The sequence below is a fragment of the Rhizobium sp. BK379 genome (assembly GCF_014193955.1).
Classification (GTDB): Bacteria; Pseudomonadota; Alphaproteobacteria; order Rhizobiales; family Rhizobiaceae; genus Rhizobium.
The window spans coordinates 330,809-349,711 of sequence record NZ_JACIAD010000001.1 but is presented as its reverse complement, the minus strand read 5'-3'; the positions used below and the strand labels follow the sequence as shown (position 1 = coordinate 349,711).

At 61.6% G+C, this 18,903-nt stretch carries 17 protein-coding genes and 1 tRNA gene; 9 read left to right on the top strand and 9 right to left on the bottom strand.

Annotated features, from left to right (window positions below; genetic code table 11):
- The first annotated feature begins 101 nt into the window (after positions 1-101).
- The 3 genes from FHT93_RS01815 (at position 102) to FHT93_RS01805 (ending at position 4,470) form a co-directional block, all read left to right on the top strand.
- Positions 102-629, top strand: coding sequence for a FecR domain-containing protein (locus FHT93_RS01815; RefSeq protein ID WP_183845954.1), 528 nt, complete (start codon positions 102-104; stop codon positions 627-629).
- 8 nt (positions 630-637) lie between these two features.
- Positions 638-2,500, top strand: a complete 1,863-nt coding sequence (locus FHT93_RS01810; protein ID WP_183845953.1) for an adenylate/guanylate cyclase domain-containing protein — start codon at positions 638-640, stop codon at positions 2,498-2,500.
- 98 nt (positions 2,501-2,598) lie between these two features.
- Entirely contained in the window at positions 2,599-4,470 is a 1,872-nt protein-coding gene (locus FHT93_RS01805) for a DEAD/DEAH box helicase (RefSeq protein WP_113015887.1), read from the top strand.
- 53 nt (positions 4,471-4,523) lie between these two features.
- On the opposite strand, the gene FHT93_RS01800 is transcribed toward FHT93_RS01805, so the two are convergent.
- Complete coding sequence (locus tag FHT93_RS01800) at positions 4,524-5,306, bottom strand: alpha/beta hydrolase (protein WP_113015888.1); 783 nt, start codon at positions 5,304-5,306, stop codon at positions 4,524-4,526.
- 158 nt (positions 5,307-5,464) lie between these two features.
- On the opposite strand from FHT93_RS01800, the gene FHT93_RS01795 reads away from it, so the two are divergent.
- The 3 genes from FHT93_RS01795 to FHT93_RS01785 all read left to right on the top strand — a co-directional run bounded on the left by FHT93_RS01795 (position 5,465) and on the right by FHT93_RS01785 (position 7,918).
- Positions 5,465-6,127, top strand: coding sequence for a 50S ribosomal protein L11 methyltransferase (locus FHT93_RS01795; RefSeq protein WP_113015889.1), 663 nt, complete (start codon positions 5,465-5,467; stop codon positions 6,125-6,127).
- 100 nt (positions 6,128-6,227) lie between these two features.
- Entirely contained in the window at positions 6,228-6,680 is a 453-nt protein-coding gene (locus tag FHT93_RS01790; protein WP_113015890.1) for a MarR family transcriptional regulator, read from the top strand.
- Positions 6,677-7,918 carry a multidrug effflux MFS transporter gene (locus FHT93_RS01785; RefSeq protein WP_348649755.1) on the top strand — a complete coding sequence of 414 codons (1,242 nt, stop codon included), beginning with the start codon at positions 6,677-6,679 and terminating at the stop codon, positions 7,916-7,918. Before FHT93_RS01790 ends, FHT93_RS01785 begins: the two co-directional genes overlap by 4 nt.
- On the opposite strand, the gene glp is transcribed toward FHT93_RS01785, so the two are convergent.
- The 5 genes from glp to FHT93_RS01760 are packed head-to-tail and all read right to left on the bottom strand — an operon-like array spanning position 7,887 to position 13,351.
- Positions 7,887-9,110, bottom strand: coding sequence for a gephyrin-like molybdotransferase Glp (gene glp / locus FHT93_RS01780; RefSeq protein ID WP_113015892.1), 1,224 nt, complete (start codon positions 9,108-9,110; stop codon positions 7,887-7,889). The two genes, FHT93_RS01785 and glp, sit on opposite strands and share 32 nt — an antisense overlap.
- Positions 9,107-9,604: a cyclic pyranopterin monophosphate synthase MoaC gene (moaC, locus tag FHT93_RS01775; RefSeq protein WP_113015893.1), complete on the bottom strand. Its 498-nt coding sequence runs from the start codon at positions 9,602-9,604 to the stop codon at positions 9,107-9,109. Before moaC ends, glp begins: the two co-directional genes overlap by 4 nt.
- 2 nt (positions 9,605-9,606) lie before the next feature.
- Positions 9,607-10,419: an indole-3-glycerol phosphate synthase TrpC gene (gene trpC / locus FHT93_RS01770; RefSeq protein ID WP_113015894.1), complete on the bottom strand. Its 813-nt coding sequence runs from the start codon at positions 10,417-10,419 to the stop codon at positions 9,607-9,609.
- A gap of 9 nt (positions 10,420-10,428) precedes the next feature.
- Entirely contained in the window at positions 10,429-11,445 is a 1,017-nt protein-coding gene (trpD, locus tag FHT93_RS01765; RefSeq protein ID WP_113015895.1) for an anthranilate phosphoribosyltransferase, read from the bottom strand.
- Positions 11,446-11,458: 13 nt separating this feature from the next.
- Positions 11,459-13,351: a SurA N-terminal domain-containing protein gene (locus FHT93_RS01760; protein ID WP_113015896.1), complete on the bottom strand. Its 1,893-nt coding sequence runs from the start codon at positions 13,349-13,351 to the stop codon at positions 11,459-11,461.
- A gap of 218 nt (positions 13,352-13,569) precedes the next feature.
- Between FHT93_RS01760 and FHT93_RS01755 the strand changes: the two genes are divergently transcribed.
- The gene (locus FHT93_RS01755; protein WP_112547781.1) at positions 13,570-13,851 is read left to right on the top strand and encodes a hypothetical protein; all 282 of its coding nucleotides are present in this window, start codon (positions 13,570-13,572) and stop codon (positions 13,849-13,851) included.
- Positions 13,852-13,914: 63 nt separating this feature from the next.
- On the opposite strand, the gene FHT93_RS01750 is transcribed toward FHT93_RS01755, so the two are convergent.
- The 3 genes from FHT93_RS01750 to FHT93_RS01740 form a co-directional block, all read right to left on the bottom strand.
- Positions 13,915-14,169 carry a GlsB/YeaQ/YmgE family stress response membrane protein gene (locus FHT93_RS01750; protein ID WP_112547644.1) on the bottom strand — a complete coding sequence of 85 codons (255 nt, stop codon included), beginning with the start codon at positions 14,167-14,169 and terminating at the stop codon, positions 13,915-13,917.
- 438 nt (positions 14,170-14,607) lie between these two features.
- Positions 14,608-15,720 carry an NAD(P)/FAD-dependent oxidoreductase gene (locus tag FHT93_RS01745; RefSeq protein ID WP_113015897.1) on the bottom strand — a complete coding sequence of 371 codons (1,113 nt, stop codon included), beginning with the start codon at positions 15,718-15,720 and terminating at the stop codon, positions 14,608-14,610.
- Between the two features lie 219 nt (positions 15,721-15,939).
- Positions 15,940-16,029, bottom strand: a tRNA-Ser gene (locus FHT93_RS01740).
- Positions 16,030-16,468: 439 nt separating this feature from the next.
- Between FHT93_RS01740 and FHT93_RS01735 the strand changes: the two genes are divergently transcribed.
- Both FHT93_RS01735 and FHT93_RS01730 read left to right on the top strand, forming a co-directional pair.
- The gene (locus tag FHT93_RS01735) at positions 16,469-17,599 is read left to right on the top strand and encodes a septal ring lytic transglycosylase RlpA family protein (RefSeq protein WP_112968131.1); all 1,131 of its coding nucleotides are present in this window, start codon (positions 16,469-16,471) and stop codon (positions 17,597-17,599) included.
- 83 nt (positions 17,600-17,682) lie between these two features.
- Positions 17,683-18,876, top strand: a complete 1,194-nt coding sequence (locus FHT93_RS01730; RefSeq protein WP_113015898.1) for a D-alanyl-D-alanine carboxypeptidase family protein — start codon at positions 17,683-17,685, stop codon at positions 18,874-18,876.
- The last annotated feature ends 27 nt before the right edge of the window (positions 18,877-18,903 follow it).

Genomic DNA, 18,903 nt, shown 5'->3' with positions numbered 1-18,903 from the left:
TTGCACGGCCTCCGATTTTTGCATAGGGAAACCGGCGAATTCAGCTAGTATCGACCGGCCGGCGCCTTCGAGGATGTACCGGCGGTCATGAGAGGCGGATCATGAAAGCCATCCCAGCAATCTCCCTCAGCCTGTTTTTCGCTGTCCTGACCATCGGGCTCCTGCCTCAGAGAGCAGCTTATGCCCAGTCCGCCGGCTGCGCGATTTCGCGGGCAGCGAATGGCAACCAGATCTTCCGCTGCCCTGGCGGCGTCAATATCACCGCCGAACGCGGAGCATCCTTCACACTCATCGATCGCAATCGCGACGGCAGTCCGGATTCGCTGTCATTGCGCAGCAAGGCTGCCCTTGTCGACGTGGACAGCAGCCAGCATCGCGGCGGTTTCCAGGTGGTGACACCGCAGGCGATCGCGGCCGTTCGCGGGACCCAATGGGCCGTCGATGTCAAAGGCGGCACGACCTCCGTACTGGTCACACGCGGCCGCGTCGGCGTACGCCGTCCGGCAGGGGCAGCCGTCGTGCTTGGACCGGGCGAGGGGGTGGACGTGACGCGCGGAACGGCTGCGCTCACCGTTCGCACCTGGCCGGCGCCCCGCGTCGCGGCTCTTCTTTCACGCCTCGGTCAATAAGCGGTCTCATGAACCACCGGCTTCCGACAGTGATCGCACTGCTGCTCGCCGGTCTGTGGGGCGCTGCCCTCGGCTATTTCCATCTGCAGCAGCAGTCGAACTCCGGCCTGATCGAGCGTGTGGAAGCCACGCTTGTCGATCTGCGCAGCATGATCGTCGGTGTCCGGTCTCCGCCCGATATCGTTTCCATTATCGCGATCGATGACCGCACCGCGGCAGCACATGGCTATCCGCTGAAGCGGGAGACGCTTGCACAACTTGTAACCTCCATCGGGGCGTTGAAACCAAGGGCGCTGGCTCTCGATATACTGCTCGTCGATCCCGGCACGGAGGAGGGGGATGCGGCGCTCGCAACGGCGATCAAGTCCGCGCCCAGCATCATCGCCGGTGCCGCGACCTTTCCACAAAGTCTCCAGTCAGTGACGGCAAATGCCGAGGATCCGCTTGCAGCGGTACCCGAAGCACAGCAGCTTCTGCTGCCGCAGCCGCGCTTCGCGGAGGCTGCGCCGCTCGGTATCGTCAATGTCGCGACGGACCAAAGCGGCGTACCGCGTTTCATCCCGCTGTTTTCTCGCGCCGCCGACCGTCTGGACGCAGCCTTTCCGTTGCGCGCGGCCTCGATTGCGCTCGGCGCTGAACCCTTGATCGAAAACGATGGCATCCGGCTCGGTGCTCACCGCATTCCAACGGATACGGGCCAGCGCCTGCCGCTGACGTTCTATGGTCCTGCGGGCAGCATCAGCACCTTCAGCGCTGCCGATGCGCTCGATGGCAAGCTGCCGGCGGATGCCATCACCGGCAAGGTTGTGGTGATCGGCGCAACAGTTACCGGCGGCGGCGATGTCTTTCCCACACCGTTCGATCCCATCCTGCCGGGTGTCGAAGTCATGTCGACGGCAATCACCCATCTGATCGCCGGCGATGGCATGGTACGCGACAGCAGAACACGGCAGGCGGATGCCGGCATTGCGACGGCCTTGCCTGTTCTCCTGGTCGCGCTGGTCGCCTGGCGCCGCAGCGCTCTCGGCTTTATCATCATCTGCCTCACGGTCATTGCCTGGGCGATGCTCAACCTTGCTGCTTTCGCGAACGGTTACTGGCTGAGTGCTGCATTGCCGATTGCGGCTGCACTCCCGCCTGCGATTATTTTCGGCGCCGCAGAACTCTGGCGAGACCGCCGCCGTGCGCGGCACTTTGCCGATCAATCCGAGCGCCTGCAGCGCATCGAGGCGCCTGGCCTCGGGGAGTGGCTGGCGCGCGACCCGGCATTCCTGGCCGAGCCCGTGCGGCAGAACGCTTCCGTCGTCTTCATCGATCTCTCGGGCTTCACCGGCCTCAGCGAAGCGGTCGGACCGGCCATGGTGCGCGAGATCCTCAGCGGCTTCTTTGAACTGATTGATGAGGAAGTACGGCTTCTCGGGGGCGCGATCACCAGCTTCATGGGTGACGGCGCCATGATCCTCTTCGGATTGCCGGCACCGGCGGCGGACGATGCGGCGCGGGCCGCAGCCTGCGCCATACGGCTTGCCGATCGCACGCGCCTCTTCCTCGCAGGCCATCCGGAGCTTCGGCGCAGGAAGATAGGCTTCAAGCTCGGCGCCCATTGCGGCCCGATCGTCGCTTCGCGTCTTGGCACCGGCGACCGGCAGCAGATCACCGCGACGGGCGATACCGTCAATGTCGCGCAGCGACTGATGGAAGTGGCGGCAAGCCGCGGTGCGGAACTTGCACTCAGCGCCGGACTGCTCGACGCCGCCGGTCCCGATGCCATTCCCTTGCACACGGGGCGGTTAGCCGGACCGTTCGATACGAAGCTTCGCGGCCGCTCCGGCGGCATCGCCATCTACACATGGCGCGGCGAGACACTTTGACATTCGCAGCCGGAGCGAGTAGGAACGGCCCAACTCTTCGGCCGGACGTTTCCGGCTACGGCGCTCGCTGCGCCTGACAGCTCCGAAAGATCGAACAAATGACTGACTATAACGGCGTCTCTCCGGCGATCGCCAAGGCGTTGCAGAAGCGCGGCTATACAGAACTTACCCCCGTCCAGAAGGCGATGCTCGATCCGGCGCTCGCAGAATCTGACGCTCTCGTTTCCGCCCAGACCGGCTCGGGCAAGACCGTTGCCTTCGGCCTGGCGCTTGCGCCGACGCTGCTTGAAGGCGCCGAGCGTTTCGGGCCAGCCGCCGCACCTCTTGCTCTCGTGATCGCGCCGACGCGCGAACTGGCACTGCAGGTCAAGCGCGAGCTGGAATGGCTCTACGAAATGGCAGGCGCAGTGATCGTCAGCTGCGTCGGCGGCATGGATATCCGCAGCGAGCGCCGTGCGCTGGAACGCGGTGCGCATATCGTCGTTGGCACGCCGGGACGTCTCTGCGACCACATCCGCCGCCATGCGCTCGACATGAGCGAGCTCAAGGCTGCCGTGCTGGATGAGGCAGACGAGATGCTCGATCTCGGCTTCCGCGAAGATCTGGAATTCATCCTCGAAGCGGCGCCCGATGAGCGCCGTACCCTGATGTTCTCGGCAACGGTTCCAGCTGCGATCGCCAAGCTCGCCAAGAGCTATCAGCGCGATGCCGTGCGCATCAGCACGCAGGCGGAAGAGAAGCAGCATATCGACATCGACTATCGCGCGCTCGTCGTTTCTCCAAGCGACCGTGAAAACGCTATCATCAACGTGCTGCGTTATTACGAGGCGCGCAATGCGATTGTCTTCTGTTCGACGCGTGCGGCCGTCAATCACCTGACGGCACGGTTCCACAACCGCAATTTCAATGTCGTGGCACTCTCCGGCGAATTGACCCAGAACGAGCGCAGCCATGCGCTGCAGGCCATGCGCGACGGACGCGCGCGCGTCTGCATCGCAACCGATGTCGCCGCACGCGGCATCGACCTGCCGGGCCTCGATCTCGTCGTGCATGCCGACCTGCCGACCAATCCGGAAACGCTGCTGCATCGCAGCGGCCGTACGGGCCGTGCGGGACGCAAGGGCGTCAGCGCGCTCATCGTGCCGCTCAACGTTCGCCGCAAGGCAGAGCGACTGCTGGAAAATGCCGGCATCAATGCCACCTGGGCACGTCCGCCGTCCGTCGAAGAAGTGACTGAACGCGACGACGAGCGGCTGCTCGCAGATCCGATCTTTGCCGACAAGCCGCAGGATGAAGAACAGGATCTCGTACAGAAGCTGATCGCCAGCCATGGTGCCGAGACGCTTGCCGCCGCTTTCGTGCGCCTCTACCGCGCCAATCAGTCGGCGCCGGAAGACCTGATCGAGGTTTCGGTGCAGGACGACCGCGCCCGCAAACGCCGCGACAACGGCGAGGCACGCGAATTTGCTCCGGCGCAGAAGGGACCGCGCGACGACTTCGGTCCGAGCGTCTGGTTCTCGGTCTCCGTTGGCCGCAAGCAGAATGCCGAGCCGCGCTGGCTGATCCCGATGCTCTGCCGCAACGGCAATCTCACGAAGCGTGAGATCGGCGCGATCAAGATGCAGCCGGATGAAACCTTTGTCGAAATTGCTGCTGATAGCGCCGATGGTTTTCTCGGCGCACTCGGCCCGAACAAGACGATGGAACGCGGTATCCGCGTGGTCAGGCTGAACGGCATGCCTGATTTCAGCAAACCGGCTGCCAAACCCTTTGCCAAGAAGCCGTTCGAGGATCGTGGCGATGATCGTTTCCGCGGCGAGAAGCCGAAGGGCAAGTTCGGCAAGGACAGGCCCGCCAGTGCCGAGCGTCAGGACGACAAGCCCTGGACGAAGAAAGGCCCGAAGCCGAAATTCGAAGGCGGCAAGTTCGAAGGCGGCAAGGGCAAGTTCGGCAAGAAAAAGGACCGCTAACGCAGTCGCCGGCCGCACTGGTAAGGCAATGCGGCCGGCATGCAGCGAAGGTCTCAGATATGTTCGTCTTGACCGGCTGCTGCGAGGATGAGATCGGCGACGGCGCGCGGCTGCGAGATCAGCGAAACGTGGCTGGCGTCGAGCTCCACAGTCGTCGCATTCATGCGCTTTGCCATGAAGCGTTCGAGATCGGGATTGATGGTGCGGTCGTTCTTCGAAACGGCATACCATGACGGCTTGGAGCGCCAGGCGGCAACCGTCGTCTTGGCAGTGAACAGCGTATCGGAAATGCGGCCCTGCACGGCATAGAGCGCCTTGGCGCGGGCAACCGGCAGATCGCCGGCGAAGTCTCTCACGAAAGCTTCCTCGCTCAACTGGGCGTAACCGCCATTGTGAACAAGGCCGGCACTGGCCGGCGGCGTCGGATATTGCTTGGCAAGCGCGGTATAATCCTCGCCGGCATCCGGCGCGCGAGCGGCGATGTAGACGAGTGCCGTGACCTTGGGATCGACACCAGCTTCGGTGACGAGCATGCCGGAATAGGAATGGCCGACCAGCACGGTCGGACCATCCATCAGCGCCAGGATACGCTTGGTGGCTTCGACGTCGTCGGCAAAAGAGGTGAGGGGGTTTTGAACGGCCATCACGTTCAGACCGGCGGCCTGCAGATGAGGGATGACATCCAGCCAGCAGGATGCATCGGCATAAGCGCCATGGACGAGAACGACATTCTTTGCCTTGGTGACGGTGGCGGCCCGGCTGGCAGCCGGAAACATGCTGAGTGCGGCCCCTGCAACGAGAGCGGCCGAGAATGAGCGTCTGGTGATCGGTTGCATAAGTTCCTCCAGCTTTAGGAAATAGGGGCGAACCCCTGGGGGATCGCGGGTGGAAATTACGCGGGGGCGCGGGCTTCCATAACTATACAAAGGTCCAGCGAGGTATTATGCCGTCCGGGGGGCCTGAAGGCCTGTCGCAACGAGGCAATCGATAGCAGATGAGACCGGCGTCCACAGATGATCGTCTCGACCTGACGGCCTTCATCAAGGCGAACCTGCCGCTTTCGGAAGTGCCTTCCATACCTAAGGTCAGGCTGCATACGGCGACACCGAGGAGCGGCCTCTATCGGCTTGCAATGGCTGATGATTCCGATCTGATGCCGCCCTACTGGGCCTATCCCTGGGCAGGTGGCGCCGTGCTTGCGCGCTATCTCTTCGACCATCCCGAAACGGTTGCCGGCAAACGCATCATCGATCTCGGCACAGGCTCCGGTCTTGTCGCCATTGCGGCAATGAAATGCGGTGCAGCACATGCTCTGGCCGTTGATATAGATGACAAGGCGATTGCCGCTACGCTGATGAACGCTGCAGCGAACGGTGTCATGATCGAGACGGAACTCGGCGACATCATGGGAGATGCTCCGCCTGCTGCCGAGGTAATGCTGGCCGGTGATATCTTCTATGACGAGGCGTTGGCGGAGCGTGTCCTGCCTTTTCTCGAACGCTGCCGCATGGCCGGTCTCGATGTGCTCGTCGGCGATCCCGGCAGGGCGCCCCTTCCCACAAACTCACTGCTGCGGCTTGCAAACTATGCGGTGCCGGATTTTGGCGGAGCCCAGAGCCTCTCGACCGCCGACAGCGCTGTTTTCCGACTGAAGTGAACCGAGAAAAGTTCATCGCTTGAAACGACGCACCAATCACACTTTCGTCTTGCGCCACAATAGATGACATGTCATTTATTGCTATCCCATCGATATTGACATGACCGACGACAAGATCACAACCTCATTCGGGAGCCTCATCTCCCAGACCGCTCGCTACTGGCGGCGTGTCGCCAATCTGCGTTTGCAGCCTTTCGGGCTGACGGAAGCGACATGGCTGCCGCTGCTGCGTATCGCCCGCTCGCCGACGCCGATGCACCAGAAGGAACTGGCCGCCTCGCTCTCACTCGACAATTCCTCGGTCGTACGCCTGATCGATAATCTGGAGAAGGCGGGACTGGTCGAGCGACGAGAAGGCGAAGACAGGCGTGCAAAGGAAATCCTGCTGACGGAAGAGGGCAGGAGGACCGTGGAGGCGGTCGAACGCGTGGCGCTGGGCATCCGCGAGGAGGCGCTTGCCTTGCTGCCGCGCGAGGACATCGAAACCACGTGGCGCGTGCTCGATCACATCAGCGACGTGCTTGCCCGGCAGCTCGAGGAACCAGAACAGTGAATACGCATCCAGGCCCGATGAACGAAGCGCGACCACTTGGCGCAAAGCGTCACATACCGGTCTGGCTACTCGGGCTCATTACCTTCAGTGGCACTCTGGCCATGCATATTTTCGTGCCTGCGCTTCCGGCAGCGGCCACCGATCTCGGTGCCTCGATCGGCGAGATGCAACTGACCGTCAGTCTCTACATTTTCGGCCTTGCCGTCGGCCAGCTGGTCTATGGTCCGCTTTCGGATCGCTACGGACGCCGGCCGGTGCTGATGAGCGGGCTTGTGCTCTATACGCTCGCCGGCGTCGCCGCACTTGTCTCGCCCGGCGTGCATGCGTTGATCGCGGCCAGGCTCTTCCAGGCCTTTGGTGGTTGCGCCGGGCTTGTCATTGCCCGCGCGATCGTGCGCGACACGTCCAGCCCCGATGAAACGGCCAAGCGGCTTGCGATCATGAACCTGATGGTCACGGTCGGGCCGGGGCTTGCCCCGATCGTCGGCGGCGCGCTTGCTTCTACGCTCGGCTGGCGTTCGATCTTCGTGGCCCTCTGCGCGCTCGGCATCGTCAATCTGCTGCTGACATGGCGCAAGGTGCCGGAAACTGGCAGCCGCAACTCCGAGGCTTCCATGAAGTCACTGAGCCGTGACTATCTGGGGCTGCTCGCGTCGCGCTCATTCGTCGGCTATGCCGTTGGCGGCGGCTGTGCGACGACCTCCATGTATGCCTTCACGGCATCCGCCCCGTTCATCGTCATCAACGAGCTTGGCCGCCCGGCAACGGAGGTCGGCATTTGTCTTGCACTGTTGATCTTCGGCTACTGGATCGGCAGCATGATCGCCACGCGGCTGATCGGCCGGTTTGCGATGAAGCGACTGATGGTGATTTCCAATCTCGTCAGCATTGCTGCCGCACTGGTCTTCTTCGGCCTCGCCGTGAGCCATCATCTGACGCTTCTGCCGATGATGGCTGCGATCATGGTCTATACGATCGGCGCGGGCGTGGCCTCGCCCAATGCGCTGACGCTCGCCGTCAGCGTCAATCCGAAAGTCACCGGCTCGGCCTCCGGCCTTTACGGCTCGACGCAGATGGCCGTCGGCGCTATCTGCAGTGCGCTTTCGGGCATAGGCGGTGACCCCGGACTTGCCGCGGCGACCGTAATCCTCGGCGCAAGCGTGCTGGCACAGCTCTGCTTCTGGCTTGCGGTCGCCTCAAGAAATGTCAGGCGAGGAGATCTGGCCGCAGAAGCATGACCGGGCAGGTGGCTCCCGCCGGCAATTCCGGCGCATGCGGCGGGCGAATGATGAGGCAGTCCGAATGGGCGAAGGTCTTCATCATCGATGAATCCTGCTTGTCGAAGGGTTCGACAAGCCAGCCGCCAGCAGCGGATTTCGAGAGCTTGGCGCGCACATAGTCCTGACGGTGATCATTGGCGCGCAGCGTGACGGCGGCCTCCGCCATCGTCTCGCGCGGGACCGATGGCAGCGAGCCAAGCTTACGGATCAGCGGCTCCAGAAAGAGCAGCGAGCAGACGAGGCTCGAGACGGGATTGCCGGGGAGGCCAAGAACATGGGTCTTTCCGAAGCTGCCGACCATCAGCGGTTTGCCGGGGCGCATGGCAATGCGCCAGAAATCGAGCTGCATGCCGGCTTCGATCAATGTCGCCTGCACCAGATCATGATCGCCGACCGAGGCGCCACCGAGGGTGACGATCACATCGACTTTCGCATTGCGCGCCTTGTCGATCGCTGCCGTGATCTTCGCCTTGTCATCAGGCACGATGCCGAGATCGAGCACGTCGGCACCGGCGCGGCGGGCAAGGGCCGCGACGCCAAAGGTGTTGGAGGCGATGATCTGTGAGGGACCAGGCGTGCTTCCGGGCGGCAGAAGTTCGTCGCCGGTCGCAAGAATGGCGATGACGGGACGGCGCAACACCGCGACATCGGGCCGGTTCATGCCGGCTGCGACCGTCAGCCGCGAGAAATCGAGGATCGTACCGGCGGGCAACACCACTTCGCCTTCGGTGAAATCCTGACCGCGTGGGCGAACATGCTGATTCTGCCGCACCGGGAAATTGGTTCTGATGCCGCCTTCGATCTGTTCCGCGTCCTCCTGCAACAACACGCTATCGGCACCCGACGGTACGGGTGCGCCGGTAAAGATCCTGACAGCCTCGCCGCGGCCAACGCTACCTTCGAAGCCGTGGCCGGCGGACGATGTGCCGATGACCTTCAGAACGGCGCCCGGCTCCGGCGCATCCTCGCGGCGCAGCGCATAGCCATCCATGGCTGAAGAATTGAATGGCGGCTGGGTCAGACCGGCCGTGAGGTCGGCGGCCAGAACGCGACCCTCAGCCTCTGCGAGCGGCAGCGTTTCGGACGCCATGACGGGCGCGGCACTGGACAGCAGGCGGCTCAGGGCCTCGGCGACCGGCAGAAGGTTCATCTTGCCCCCGGATGGCGGAAATCGCCGGATTTGCCGCCGGATTTTTCAAGCAACCTGACACCGCCGATCTCCATCGCCTTGTCGGCGGCCTTGGCCATGTCGTAGATCGTCAGGCATGCGACGGAGACAGCAGTCAGCGCTTCCATCTCCACACCGGTCTTGCCGGTGAGCTTGGCAGTGGCCGTGACCCGCAGGCCGGGCAGGTCGGCATCTTCTTCGATCTCGACCGTGACCTTTGTCAGCATAAGCGGATGGCAGAGAGGAATGAGGTCGGCCGTCCGCTTGGCGGCCATGATGCCGGCAAGGCGAGCGGTACCGATGACGTCGCCCTTCTTGGCATTGCCTTGAAGGATGAGCGAAAGCGTCTCCGGCGCCATTTTCACACAGCCTTCGGCAGTGGCGATGCGCACGGTCTCGGCCTTGTCGGAGACATCGACCATATGCGCCTCGCCAGAGGCACCGATATGAGTGAGGCCTGGCTTTTCGCCGCTCATGCTCATTCGGCCGCGATTGCGGCTTCGCCTGTCAGGAGCGCGCGTGTGGCGGCCGCGACGTCATCCTTGCGCATCAGGCTTTCGCCGACGAGGAAGGTATTGATCCTGACGGCCTGCAGACGCTTGCAATCCTCATAGGTGAAGATACCGCTTTCGCCGACAAGAAGACGATCGTCAGGAACCATTGCAGCCAGCGTCTCGCTGACGGCGAGGCTGACTTCGAAGGTGCGCAGGTTGCGGTTGTTGATACCGACGAGCGGCGAAGACAGCTTGAGCGCACGTTCCATTTCCCGCGCATCGTGGACTTCGACCAGCACATCCATGCCAAGCGAGAAGGCTTCGTCCTGCAGGCGCTCGGCATCGTCATCGCTGAGCGAGGCCATGATGAGCAGGATGCAGTCGGCACCCCAGGCGCGGGCTTCATGGACCTGATAGGTCTCGAACATAAAATCCTTGCGCAGTGCGGGCAGGGCGCAGGCGGCGCGCGCTGCCGTCAGAAACTCCGGTGCGCCCTGGAAGCTCGGCGTATCGGTCAGCACGGAAAGGCAGGCAGCACCACCGGCTTCGTAAGCCCTGGCGAGAGCAGGCGGATCGAAATCGGGACGGATAAGCCCCTTGGAGGGGCTTGCCTTCTTGATCTCGGCGATCAGGCCGAATTCTCCGGCATCGCGCTTGGCGATGAGCGCCTTGCGGAAGCCGCGCGGCGCGGACTGCCCGGCCTGCATGGCCTTCAGATCGGCAAGCGAGGTCCTTGTCTTGGCGGCAGCGATCTCCTCGCGCTTGTAGGCTTCGATCTTCTTCAGGATATCGGTCATGAGACGATCCTAGTCGATATCGTTGGATACGGCGATCAGTTTATCGAGCGCAGATGCGGTTGCGCCGCTATCGAGCGATTCCGTTGCAAGCGTCATGCCGTCACGGATCGTCTCTGCCTTGCCTGCGATGACGAGGGACGCGGCAGCATTGGCGAGCGCAATATCGCGGTAAGCGTTCTTGGCGCCACCGAGCACCTCGCGCAGTGCTGCAGCATTGACGGTGCCGTCGCCGCCCTTGATCTCGGCGAGCACGCGAGGCGCCACACCGAAATCAGCAGGCGAAAGCTCGAAGGTACGGATCTTGCCGTTTTCGAGCGCTGCAACGCTGGTCGTGCCGGTCGTCGTGATTTCATCAAGGCCGTCGCCATGGACGACCCACACACTCTCGGCGCCGAGGTCGCGCATGACTTCGGCAAGCGGTACCACCCATTGCGGCGCGAAGACGCCGAGAAGCTGGCGCTTGACGCCGGCCGGATTGGAGAGGGGACCGAGCAGGTTGAAGATGGTACGCGTTCCGAGTTCGACGCGCGTCGGCCCGACATGGCGCATGGCCGAATGATGCTGCTGCGCGAACATGAAGCCGACACCGGCTTCTGCGATGCAGCGGGTGATCATCTCCGGGGTAACCTCGAGATTGACGCCAAGGGCCGCAAGGCTGTCGGCGGCGCCGGATTTCGAGCTCAGCGCGCGGTTTCCGTGCTTGGCGACCGGGACGCCTCCGCCGGCGACGATCAGCGCCGCCAGCGTCGATATGTTGTAGGTGCCGCTGGCATCACCGCCTGTGCCGACAATATCGATCGCGTCGGCAGGCGCTTCCACCCGCAGCATCTTGGAGCGCATCGTGGTGACGGCACCAACGATCTCGTCGACCGTCTCGCCGCGAACGCGAAGCGCCATCAGGAAGCCGCCGATCTGCGAAGGCGTTGCCTGGCCGGACATCAGGATATCGAAGGCCTGGCGGGCCTCGTCACGGGTCAGGGGCTCGCGGCTTGCTGCCTTGGCCAGAAGCGGCTTCAGATCGGTCATGCGTCGCTTCCCCCTAGCGGACGGTCGCCTGTTCGGCGAGTTTCTGGTTGACCTGTGTACCGTACTGGCTCTGCAACAGGTTGACCATCTGATCCAGAATATCGTCGCCGGCGGCGTTTGCCATGGCGGTGATCTGCTGGTCGCGGTTATCAAGGGCATCGGTCGTCGGTTGGTCGTTGACCTCGGTCACCTTCAGCAGGATCTGGGTGCTCGGATCGGCGCCAACGGCTGCTGCGACGGTATCGACAGGGCCCGAGAAGGCTGCGTTGATGCCAGCGCGACCGAGAACCGGATCGTCGGTCGAGCGGGTAAAGCCGCTCTTGCTTTCGACGGCGATTCCGAGCGGCGTGGCGATATCGGCAAGCGACGTGCCCTTCTGCGCCTCGGCCTTCAACTCGGCTGCCTTCTTGGCAAGCTCGGCCTTCTGCTGCTCGGCGGTCCAGTCCTGGACGGCTTTGTCGCGCACTTCGGCAAGCGGGCGATCACGCTCGGGCATGATATCGCGGACATCAAACCAGACATAGCCGTCATTGCCGACGGAAATGGCAACCGCATCGGCGCCGACATCGGTCTTGAAGGCTTCCGCCAGAAGCTGCTGCTGCGCCGGGATATCCTTGACCGGATTGCCGTCCTTGTCGGCACCCGTCATGTCGATGGCGTCGATGACGACGGCCTTCAGCTTGAGCTGGTTAGCGATCTCTTCAAGAGATGTGCCGCCGGCGCGCATATCCTCGATACGGTCGTGAACGTTGATCACTTCCTGCGAAGCATTGGCGACCGAAAGCTGCTTGCGGAGCTCTTCCTTGACCTCGTCGAAGCTCTTGGTGGTCTCCGGCTTGATGTTGGTCACGCGCAGGATCACAGGTCCAAAGCTGCCGTCGACGACAGGCGTCGTGCCGCCGTCGGTCTTGACGGCGAAGGCGGCGTCGGCAACGGCCTGATCCGGAACCTTGTCCTTGGTGAATTCTCCGAGCAGCACGTCGCCCGCAGTCTTGCCCTGATCGGTAACGAGCTGATCGAAACTCGTACCGGTCTTCAGCGCGGTCTCGGCCGCATTGGCGAGATCCTTGCTGGCGAAGGTCAACTGTTCAAGCGTGCGGCTTTCCGGCGTCGTATAAGCCGCCTTTGCCTTGTCGAAGGCTTCCTTGATCTGGTCGTCGGTGACGGTCGCGGGATCGGCGATATCATCCGGCTGAAGCTTCAGGTAGGCGATCTTGCGATATTCCGGTGCGCGGTAGCGCTGCTTGGCATCTTCGAACCATTTGGAGAGCACGTCATCGGCCGGCGCCTTGATCGGCTCGATATTGGCGTTCGTAAGCAGCAGGTAATCGACGCTGCGGCTCTCACTGCCATAGAGTTTCAGCGCGTTGACGAGTGTCGCAGGCGCCTGGAAGCCATTCGCGACGGCTTCGATGATCTGGCTGCGGACAGCCTGCTTGCTGCGATCCTTGATATAGTCGTCTTCCCGAATGCCGGCATTGCGCAGACGCGAGGTGAAGAGCGAGCGGTCGAACTGGCCGTTGACTGCCTTGAAAGCCGGATCGTCACCGATCAACTGGGCAAGACGGTCCTCGGAAAGACCGAGCCCCATGTCATCGGCAAGCTGATCAAGCGAGGCGCCGGCAACGAGCTGGGCGAGGACCTGCTGTTCAACGCCGAAAGCGCGCGCCTGCTCGGGTGTGAGGCGCATGCCGAACTGCTGGCTCAGAGACGCAATCTGACGCTGATAGGCGAGGCGGAATTCGTTGACGTCCACATGCTGGTCGCCGACGGTGACCACCGTCGTGCTGTTGCCGCCGCTTATCAGCTCACGCGACACGCCCCAGATGCCGAAGGAGGCGACGAGGAGGAGCAGGAGCAGCTTGGCAACCCAGGTCTGAGCAGCTCTTCTCAGAAAATGGAACATGGAAACGCAAACCTCGCATTATCATTGGCCCCGGAAGGGCAGACATTCGTCGTTCCATAAAACAAAGCTGCGAGGAAATGAAGGCTTGTCGCACGAAAAGCTTGCGAGGCTTGCACACGCTCTCGCTGACCCGCCGCGAACGACAAAAGATGCTACATTGCGGAACCTTTCCAGTCTTCATTTCGTTGAAGCGGCATTCCATCAAACAGGAGCAGACCATGGCCGAATTGAAAACCGCTTCCGCCGAATCCACCGCTGCGCGCGTCAAGGCTGAAGTTGCCGCCGAAGATCTGTCCGCGCAGGTTGCTGCGTTGCGCGAGGATCTGGCCCGCCTTTCGGAGAGCGTGATCGCTCTGGGGCAGGGCGCAAAGACCGCAGTGGCCGACGAAGCCTCTGTCATGACCGAGCGCGTCCGCGACAAGGTGCGTGAAGAGCCCCTGACCGCGATTGCCATCACGGCAGGCGTCGCCTATCTCTTCGGTCTCCTCAGCCGCCGATAATGAAAAAAGCCGGACGCAGGACGTCCGGCTTTTCAATCTTTCCAGCGATCTTTCCGTGTCAGGTCAGCGGCGGACGAGGCGCCCGAGCGCGATCAGGATGCATGCCCCGACAAAACCCGTGACCAGGTATCCGAGCCAGCCGGTCAACGGCTGGATATGAAGGATACCGAGGATCCAATTGGCGACAATCGCGCCGATGATGCCGAGCAATATGTTCATGAACACGCCCATGTTGCTGTTCATGAATTTCTCCGCCAGCCATCCGGCGAAGCCGCCGATGATGATGGCTGCAATCCAACCCACACCTTCGTTTTCCATAGTGATCTCCCTCCTAGGCAAAACGTGAGATAAAACGCGCACAATCGAAATAAGTTCCGTCGCGGCAGCGGTTTGGCGGCGTCAGGGATGAAGCACCGTCACTGGCGTCGAAAGTGCGTGTGTCGCGATCTGAAACATCAGGCCGGAAAAGGCCAATGCGGCAAAGCCAGCCGGCATCAGCAAGCTCTTGTTGAACATCATATCCTCCCTTTATTGGGAGCAAGCATAGTTTATCGCCTCAACTGCGCAAGCCGCTCATTAATAAGTAGTTAAGCATGAAATTTAAGTAAAATTGCCACGTCATTACATGCAATACACCTAATATTAAATCACCTGGAACCGGAGCACTCTCAATTTGCATTATCGGAGAAGAAACTTTGGTCGATAGGATCTCTACGGCTCTCGCTCGATCAAAGCCGGCGGACGACAGAAGATTGTCTATCCGGCAAGTCTTGCCACCCTCTGCCCGATGGCGAGCGAGGCGGTCAGGCCGGGGCTTTCAATTCCGTAGAGTGCCACATAGGCGGGGTGACCGGTTTGCGCCGGCCCCTGGATCACAAAGTCGCCGCTGCCGCCTATGGCTGGTCCGGCGATTTTCGGACGGATACCCGAATAGGCGGGCTGCAGCGCGCCATCCGCCAGATTGGGCCAATAGCGGCGGATTGCGGAATAGAATTTGTCTGCGCGGCGCGGATCGACGTCATAGTCAATCGTCTCGATCCACTCGACATCAGGACCGAAACGTGCCTGGCCAGCAAGGTCGAGTGTCAGATGCACTCCGAGACCGCCGGGCTCAGGGACGGGGTAGATCAGTTGCGTTGCGGGCGCACCGCCGGATAGAGCGAAATAACATCCCTTGGCGTAGTGACGCGGCGGGATCGTGCCGGCGTCCAGGCCGGACAGGCTTTCTGACAGCGCCCAGGCATTCAGGCCGGCGGCATTGACCACAAGGCGTGTCTCGATCTCTACCGGATCGCGGCCGCCGACTGCGAGGCGAACCTTGTCGGCAGTGAACTCACCGTCGATGACGGGAGAATTGCAAATAACGGCTCCGCCATGGGCCTCTATATCCGTGATGTAGGCCTGCATGAGGCTATGGCTGTCGATAATGCCGGTTGACGGCGAGACAAGTGCGGCAAAGCCCCTGATCTGTGCTTGCCTGCGGGCAAGCTCCGCAGCATCGATCAGATAGCAGTCTTCGACGCCGTTGGCGGCAGCCTGCCTCGACAGCTTTTCAAGATATCCAACCTCCTCCTCACTCGCCGCGACAACGAGTTTGCCGCAGGCCCTGTGGGGGATATTTCTCTCCCGGCAATAGTCGTAAAGCCGATGTTTTCCGGCAACGCAGAGTTCAGCCTTCAAGCTGCCGGTGGCATAGTAGAGCCCGGCATGGATGACCTCGCTGTTGCGGGCCGATGTAATGCTGCCGGTTATCGGCTCCGCCTCGAGAAGAACCACATCGCGGCCGGACATTGCAAGTTCGCGCGCGACCGCAAGCCCGACGACCCCTCCGCCCACGACGACGCAGTCGAGGTCCAGTACCTCCGCCATGCAATTCCCCTCCATCCTCCAACCGCGTTACTGAACTCGCCGTTTTGGGAGCCCGGACAACGCAATCCAGCTTTCAGATATCGTTCGGGCGAACCTATCCCAAAATCAAGAGGATGGTGAAATACGATTTGATGCCGCTGGCCCGGGTCGTCTTCGCCGGAACAAGCGATGAGGAACTCGGCGACAGGAGGAAAAGCAGCCAATAGATTCAATAACGGATGGCGGAAGAGGTGGGATTCGAACCCACGGTACGGTTTCCCGCACGCCGGTTTTCAAGACCGGTTCCTTAAACCACTCGGACACTCTTCCATCCAGTTGATCCGGTCCGTCCTTGCTGACGGGCCCTCGTTTTGACAAGGACTCGTCCCGCCGACGGCCAAATCGCGGTTTGGCTGGCTTTATAGCGGTTCGGACTTCAGCGTCAATGTGCTCTGACAGCTCGGACGGATAAACTGCCATAATGTGTCCTGCTGCGGAGCAGGACCATCGTGGTTGCCAAAAGGTACTGTCACGATCCGAAACGGTTCAACATGCGGAAATACATGAGCGATTTCATTCCCGCACAGATTAAAATCAACCAAATATTAACCATAATCATTAGAATTCTCGCTATCGTGCCGAAATCGTTCGCAAATTCGCCATGATATCCACAAGATTAAAGTCTCGTTAGGAAGGCACGGAATAAGGCACTCCAACTCATTCACGAGTGAGTTCCTTAACCATAACGGTCTTTGGTGGCGTGGGGCATATGAAACTGAATTACGGGGCGGCGTCTTTCGCAACGGCGGCACGGTGGCTGGCATTGTCGGCGGTGTGCGCAACGGTGGCGGCTTGCGGCACAACGCAGGCGGTTCCCAAGAAGAAATCCCACGGCAAGGAATATTTCTCCGAAAGCGAGTATGGCGTCAAAGCCAGCCCGCGTGTTGCCAACGGCAACAATATCCCCAAGGGCGGTGGCCGCTACATGGTGGGCGATCCCTATGTGGTGAAGGGCAAGATGTATTACCCGAGGGAGGACTACTCCTATAACAAGGTGGGCATCGCTTCTTGGTACGGATCTGCCTTCCACGGCCGCCTGACTGCGAACGGCGAAGTCTATGACCAGATGCATCTTTCCGCTGCGCATCCGACCTTTCCGCTGCCCAGCTATGCGCGTGTGACGAACGTTGAAACCGGTTCGTCCGTGATCGTCCGTGTCAACGACCGTGGTCCCTATCACGAAGGTCGCATCATCGACCTTTCGAACAAGACCGCCTCCATGCTCGACCTGCAGCACAGCGGTACGGGCAACGTTCGGGTTCAGTATGTCGGCAAGGCGCCGCTCGACGGTCATGATATGCCCTATCTGATGGCTTCCTATGTTCCGAAGGGCAGCCGTCTTCCGGGCATCTATCCGGGCGGTGGGCAGATCGCGAGCGGCGTGATGGTTGCCTCCAACAGCAAGAAGATCACCGGCGACCAGTTGCAGAGCCTCGGCGGCTATTCCGACCCTTCGCCTGACAGCGTACCGGTGCCATTCTCGTCCGCTGCCTATGCGGGCAACTCGCCGAGTGCCAAATACAATGCGGCGCCGGCTCAGGCCCCCGTGCCGATCCGGGCGCCGGCAGGCGGCCATTTCCTGCAGCCGCCCCCGGCTTTCGCCAATGGCGCGCAGGCGATGGAACAGGCCGTGGTCCTGCCGGAAATCGGACCCATTCCCCTTGAACGCCCGAACGGCTGGTCGAAGGGCGCGTCGCTTGCGATGAACTATCAGGATGCGATCACCGTGAAGGTTCCGCTCGCGTTCGATGCCGTGATGGTGCGAAATGACGGTCTGACGCAGGAATCCATTCTCGCCTCCTTCAAGCGCCAGAATGGCGGCAACGCAAAGGCGCGATAAAGCCCAACGATAAAGTGTAATTGCATCGGCTTCCGGCTCGCTTTACCCTCCTGAGTCAACCCGCACCATCAATGGGAATTGCGATGTTGAAGCCGTTGCTTCGCCTTCTTGCATGCCTGCTTTTGCCTGCTTCTGCTGCCGTTGCGGCAGAAGGAACCGAGGCCGGTTTCGTCACCAAGGCCACCCAGGCCTATATGATCGAAGCTTCGACCGGCACTGTGCTTCTCGCCAAGAACGAGAACCAGGTTTTCGCACCCGCCGCGCTTGCGAAGCTGATGACGATGGATCTCGTTTTCGATGCCGTCAGCAAGGGGCAGATTTCACTCGATACCGAATATCCCGTCTCCGAATATGCCTGGCGCACGGGCGGTGCGCCTTCGCGTGCCGCCACGATGTTTGCGGCGCTGAAATCGAGGGTTCGCGTCGAGGATCTGATCAAGGGTGTGGCGATCCAGGGCGCCAATGATGGTTGCATCATCCTTGCCGAGGGCATGGGCGGCAGCGAAGACCAGTTTGCGGCATCGATGACGCGTCGCGCACGCGATCTCGGCATGGACAAGGCCGTCTTCGGCAATTCAACCGGAATCCCGGATGGCAAGAGCAAGGTGACGGCCAGGGAACTGGTGACGCTCGCCACCAATCTGCAGACATCCTATCCCAATCTCTATTCCTATTTCGCCCAGCCTGACTTCGAGTGGAACAAGATCTTCCAGCGCAACCGTAATCCGCTGCTGGGCATGGATCTCGGAGCGGACGGTCTCGCGACCGGCTTCACGGAAGGCGAGGGCTATTCAATCGTCGCCTCCGTGCAGCGCAACGGACGGCGGCTCTTCGTGGCGCTTGCCGGCATCGCCTCCGACAAGGAGCGCACGGAAGAAGCCAAGCGCGTGCTGGAATGGGGGCTGACAGCCTTCGAGAGCCGTCAGGTCTTTGCAGACACGGAAGTCATCGGAGCGGCAAGTGTCTATGGCGGCACGGCGCGGACAGTTGATCTCGTCGCCAAGGCGCCGGTCAGCGTTTACATTCCGATCAACAATCCGGACCGGCTTGCTGCCCGCATCGTCTATCACTGGCCACTGATGGCGCCAGTCAAGGCGGATACGGAAGTCGGCACGCTGCGGATCGTTTCCGGCAACAGGATGCTGCGAGAAGTGCCGCTCTATACGGTGCAATCCGTGGAGGTGGGCTCGCTCAGCAGCCGTGCGATCGATGCGCTGCTCGAGCTTGGCGAATCGCTGTTCTTCTCCTGGCTATGGGACAAGTCCGAGCAGAGCTGACGCTTCTTTTCGGGCGCAGATAGCCGT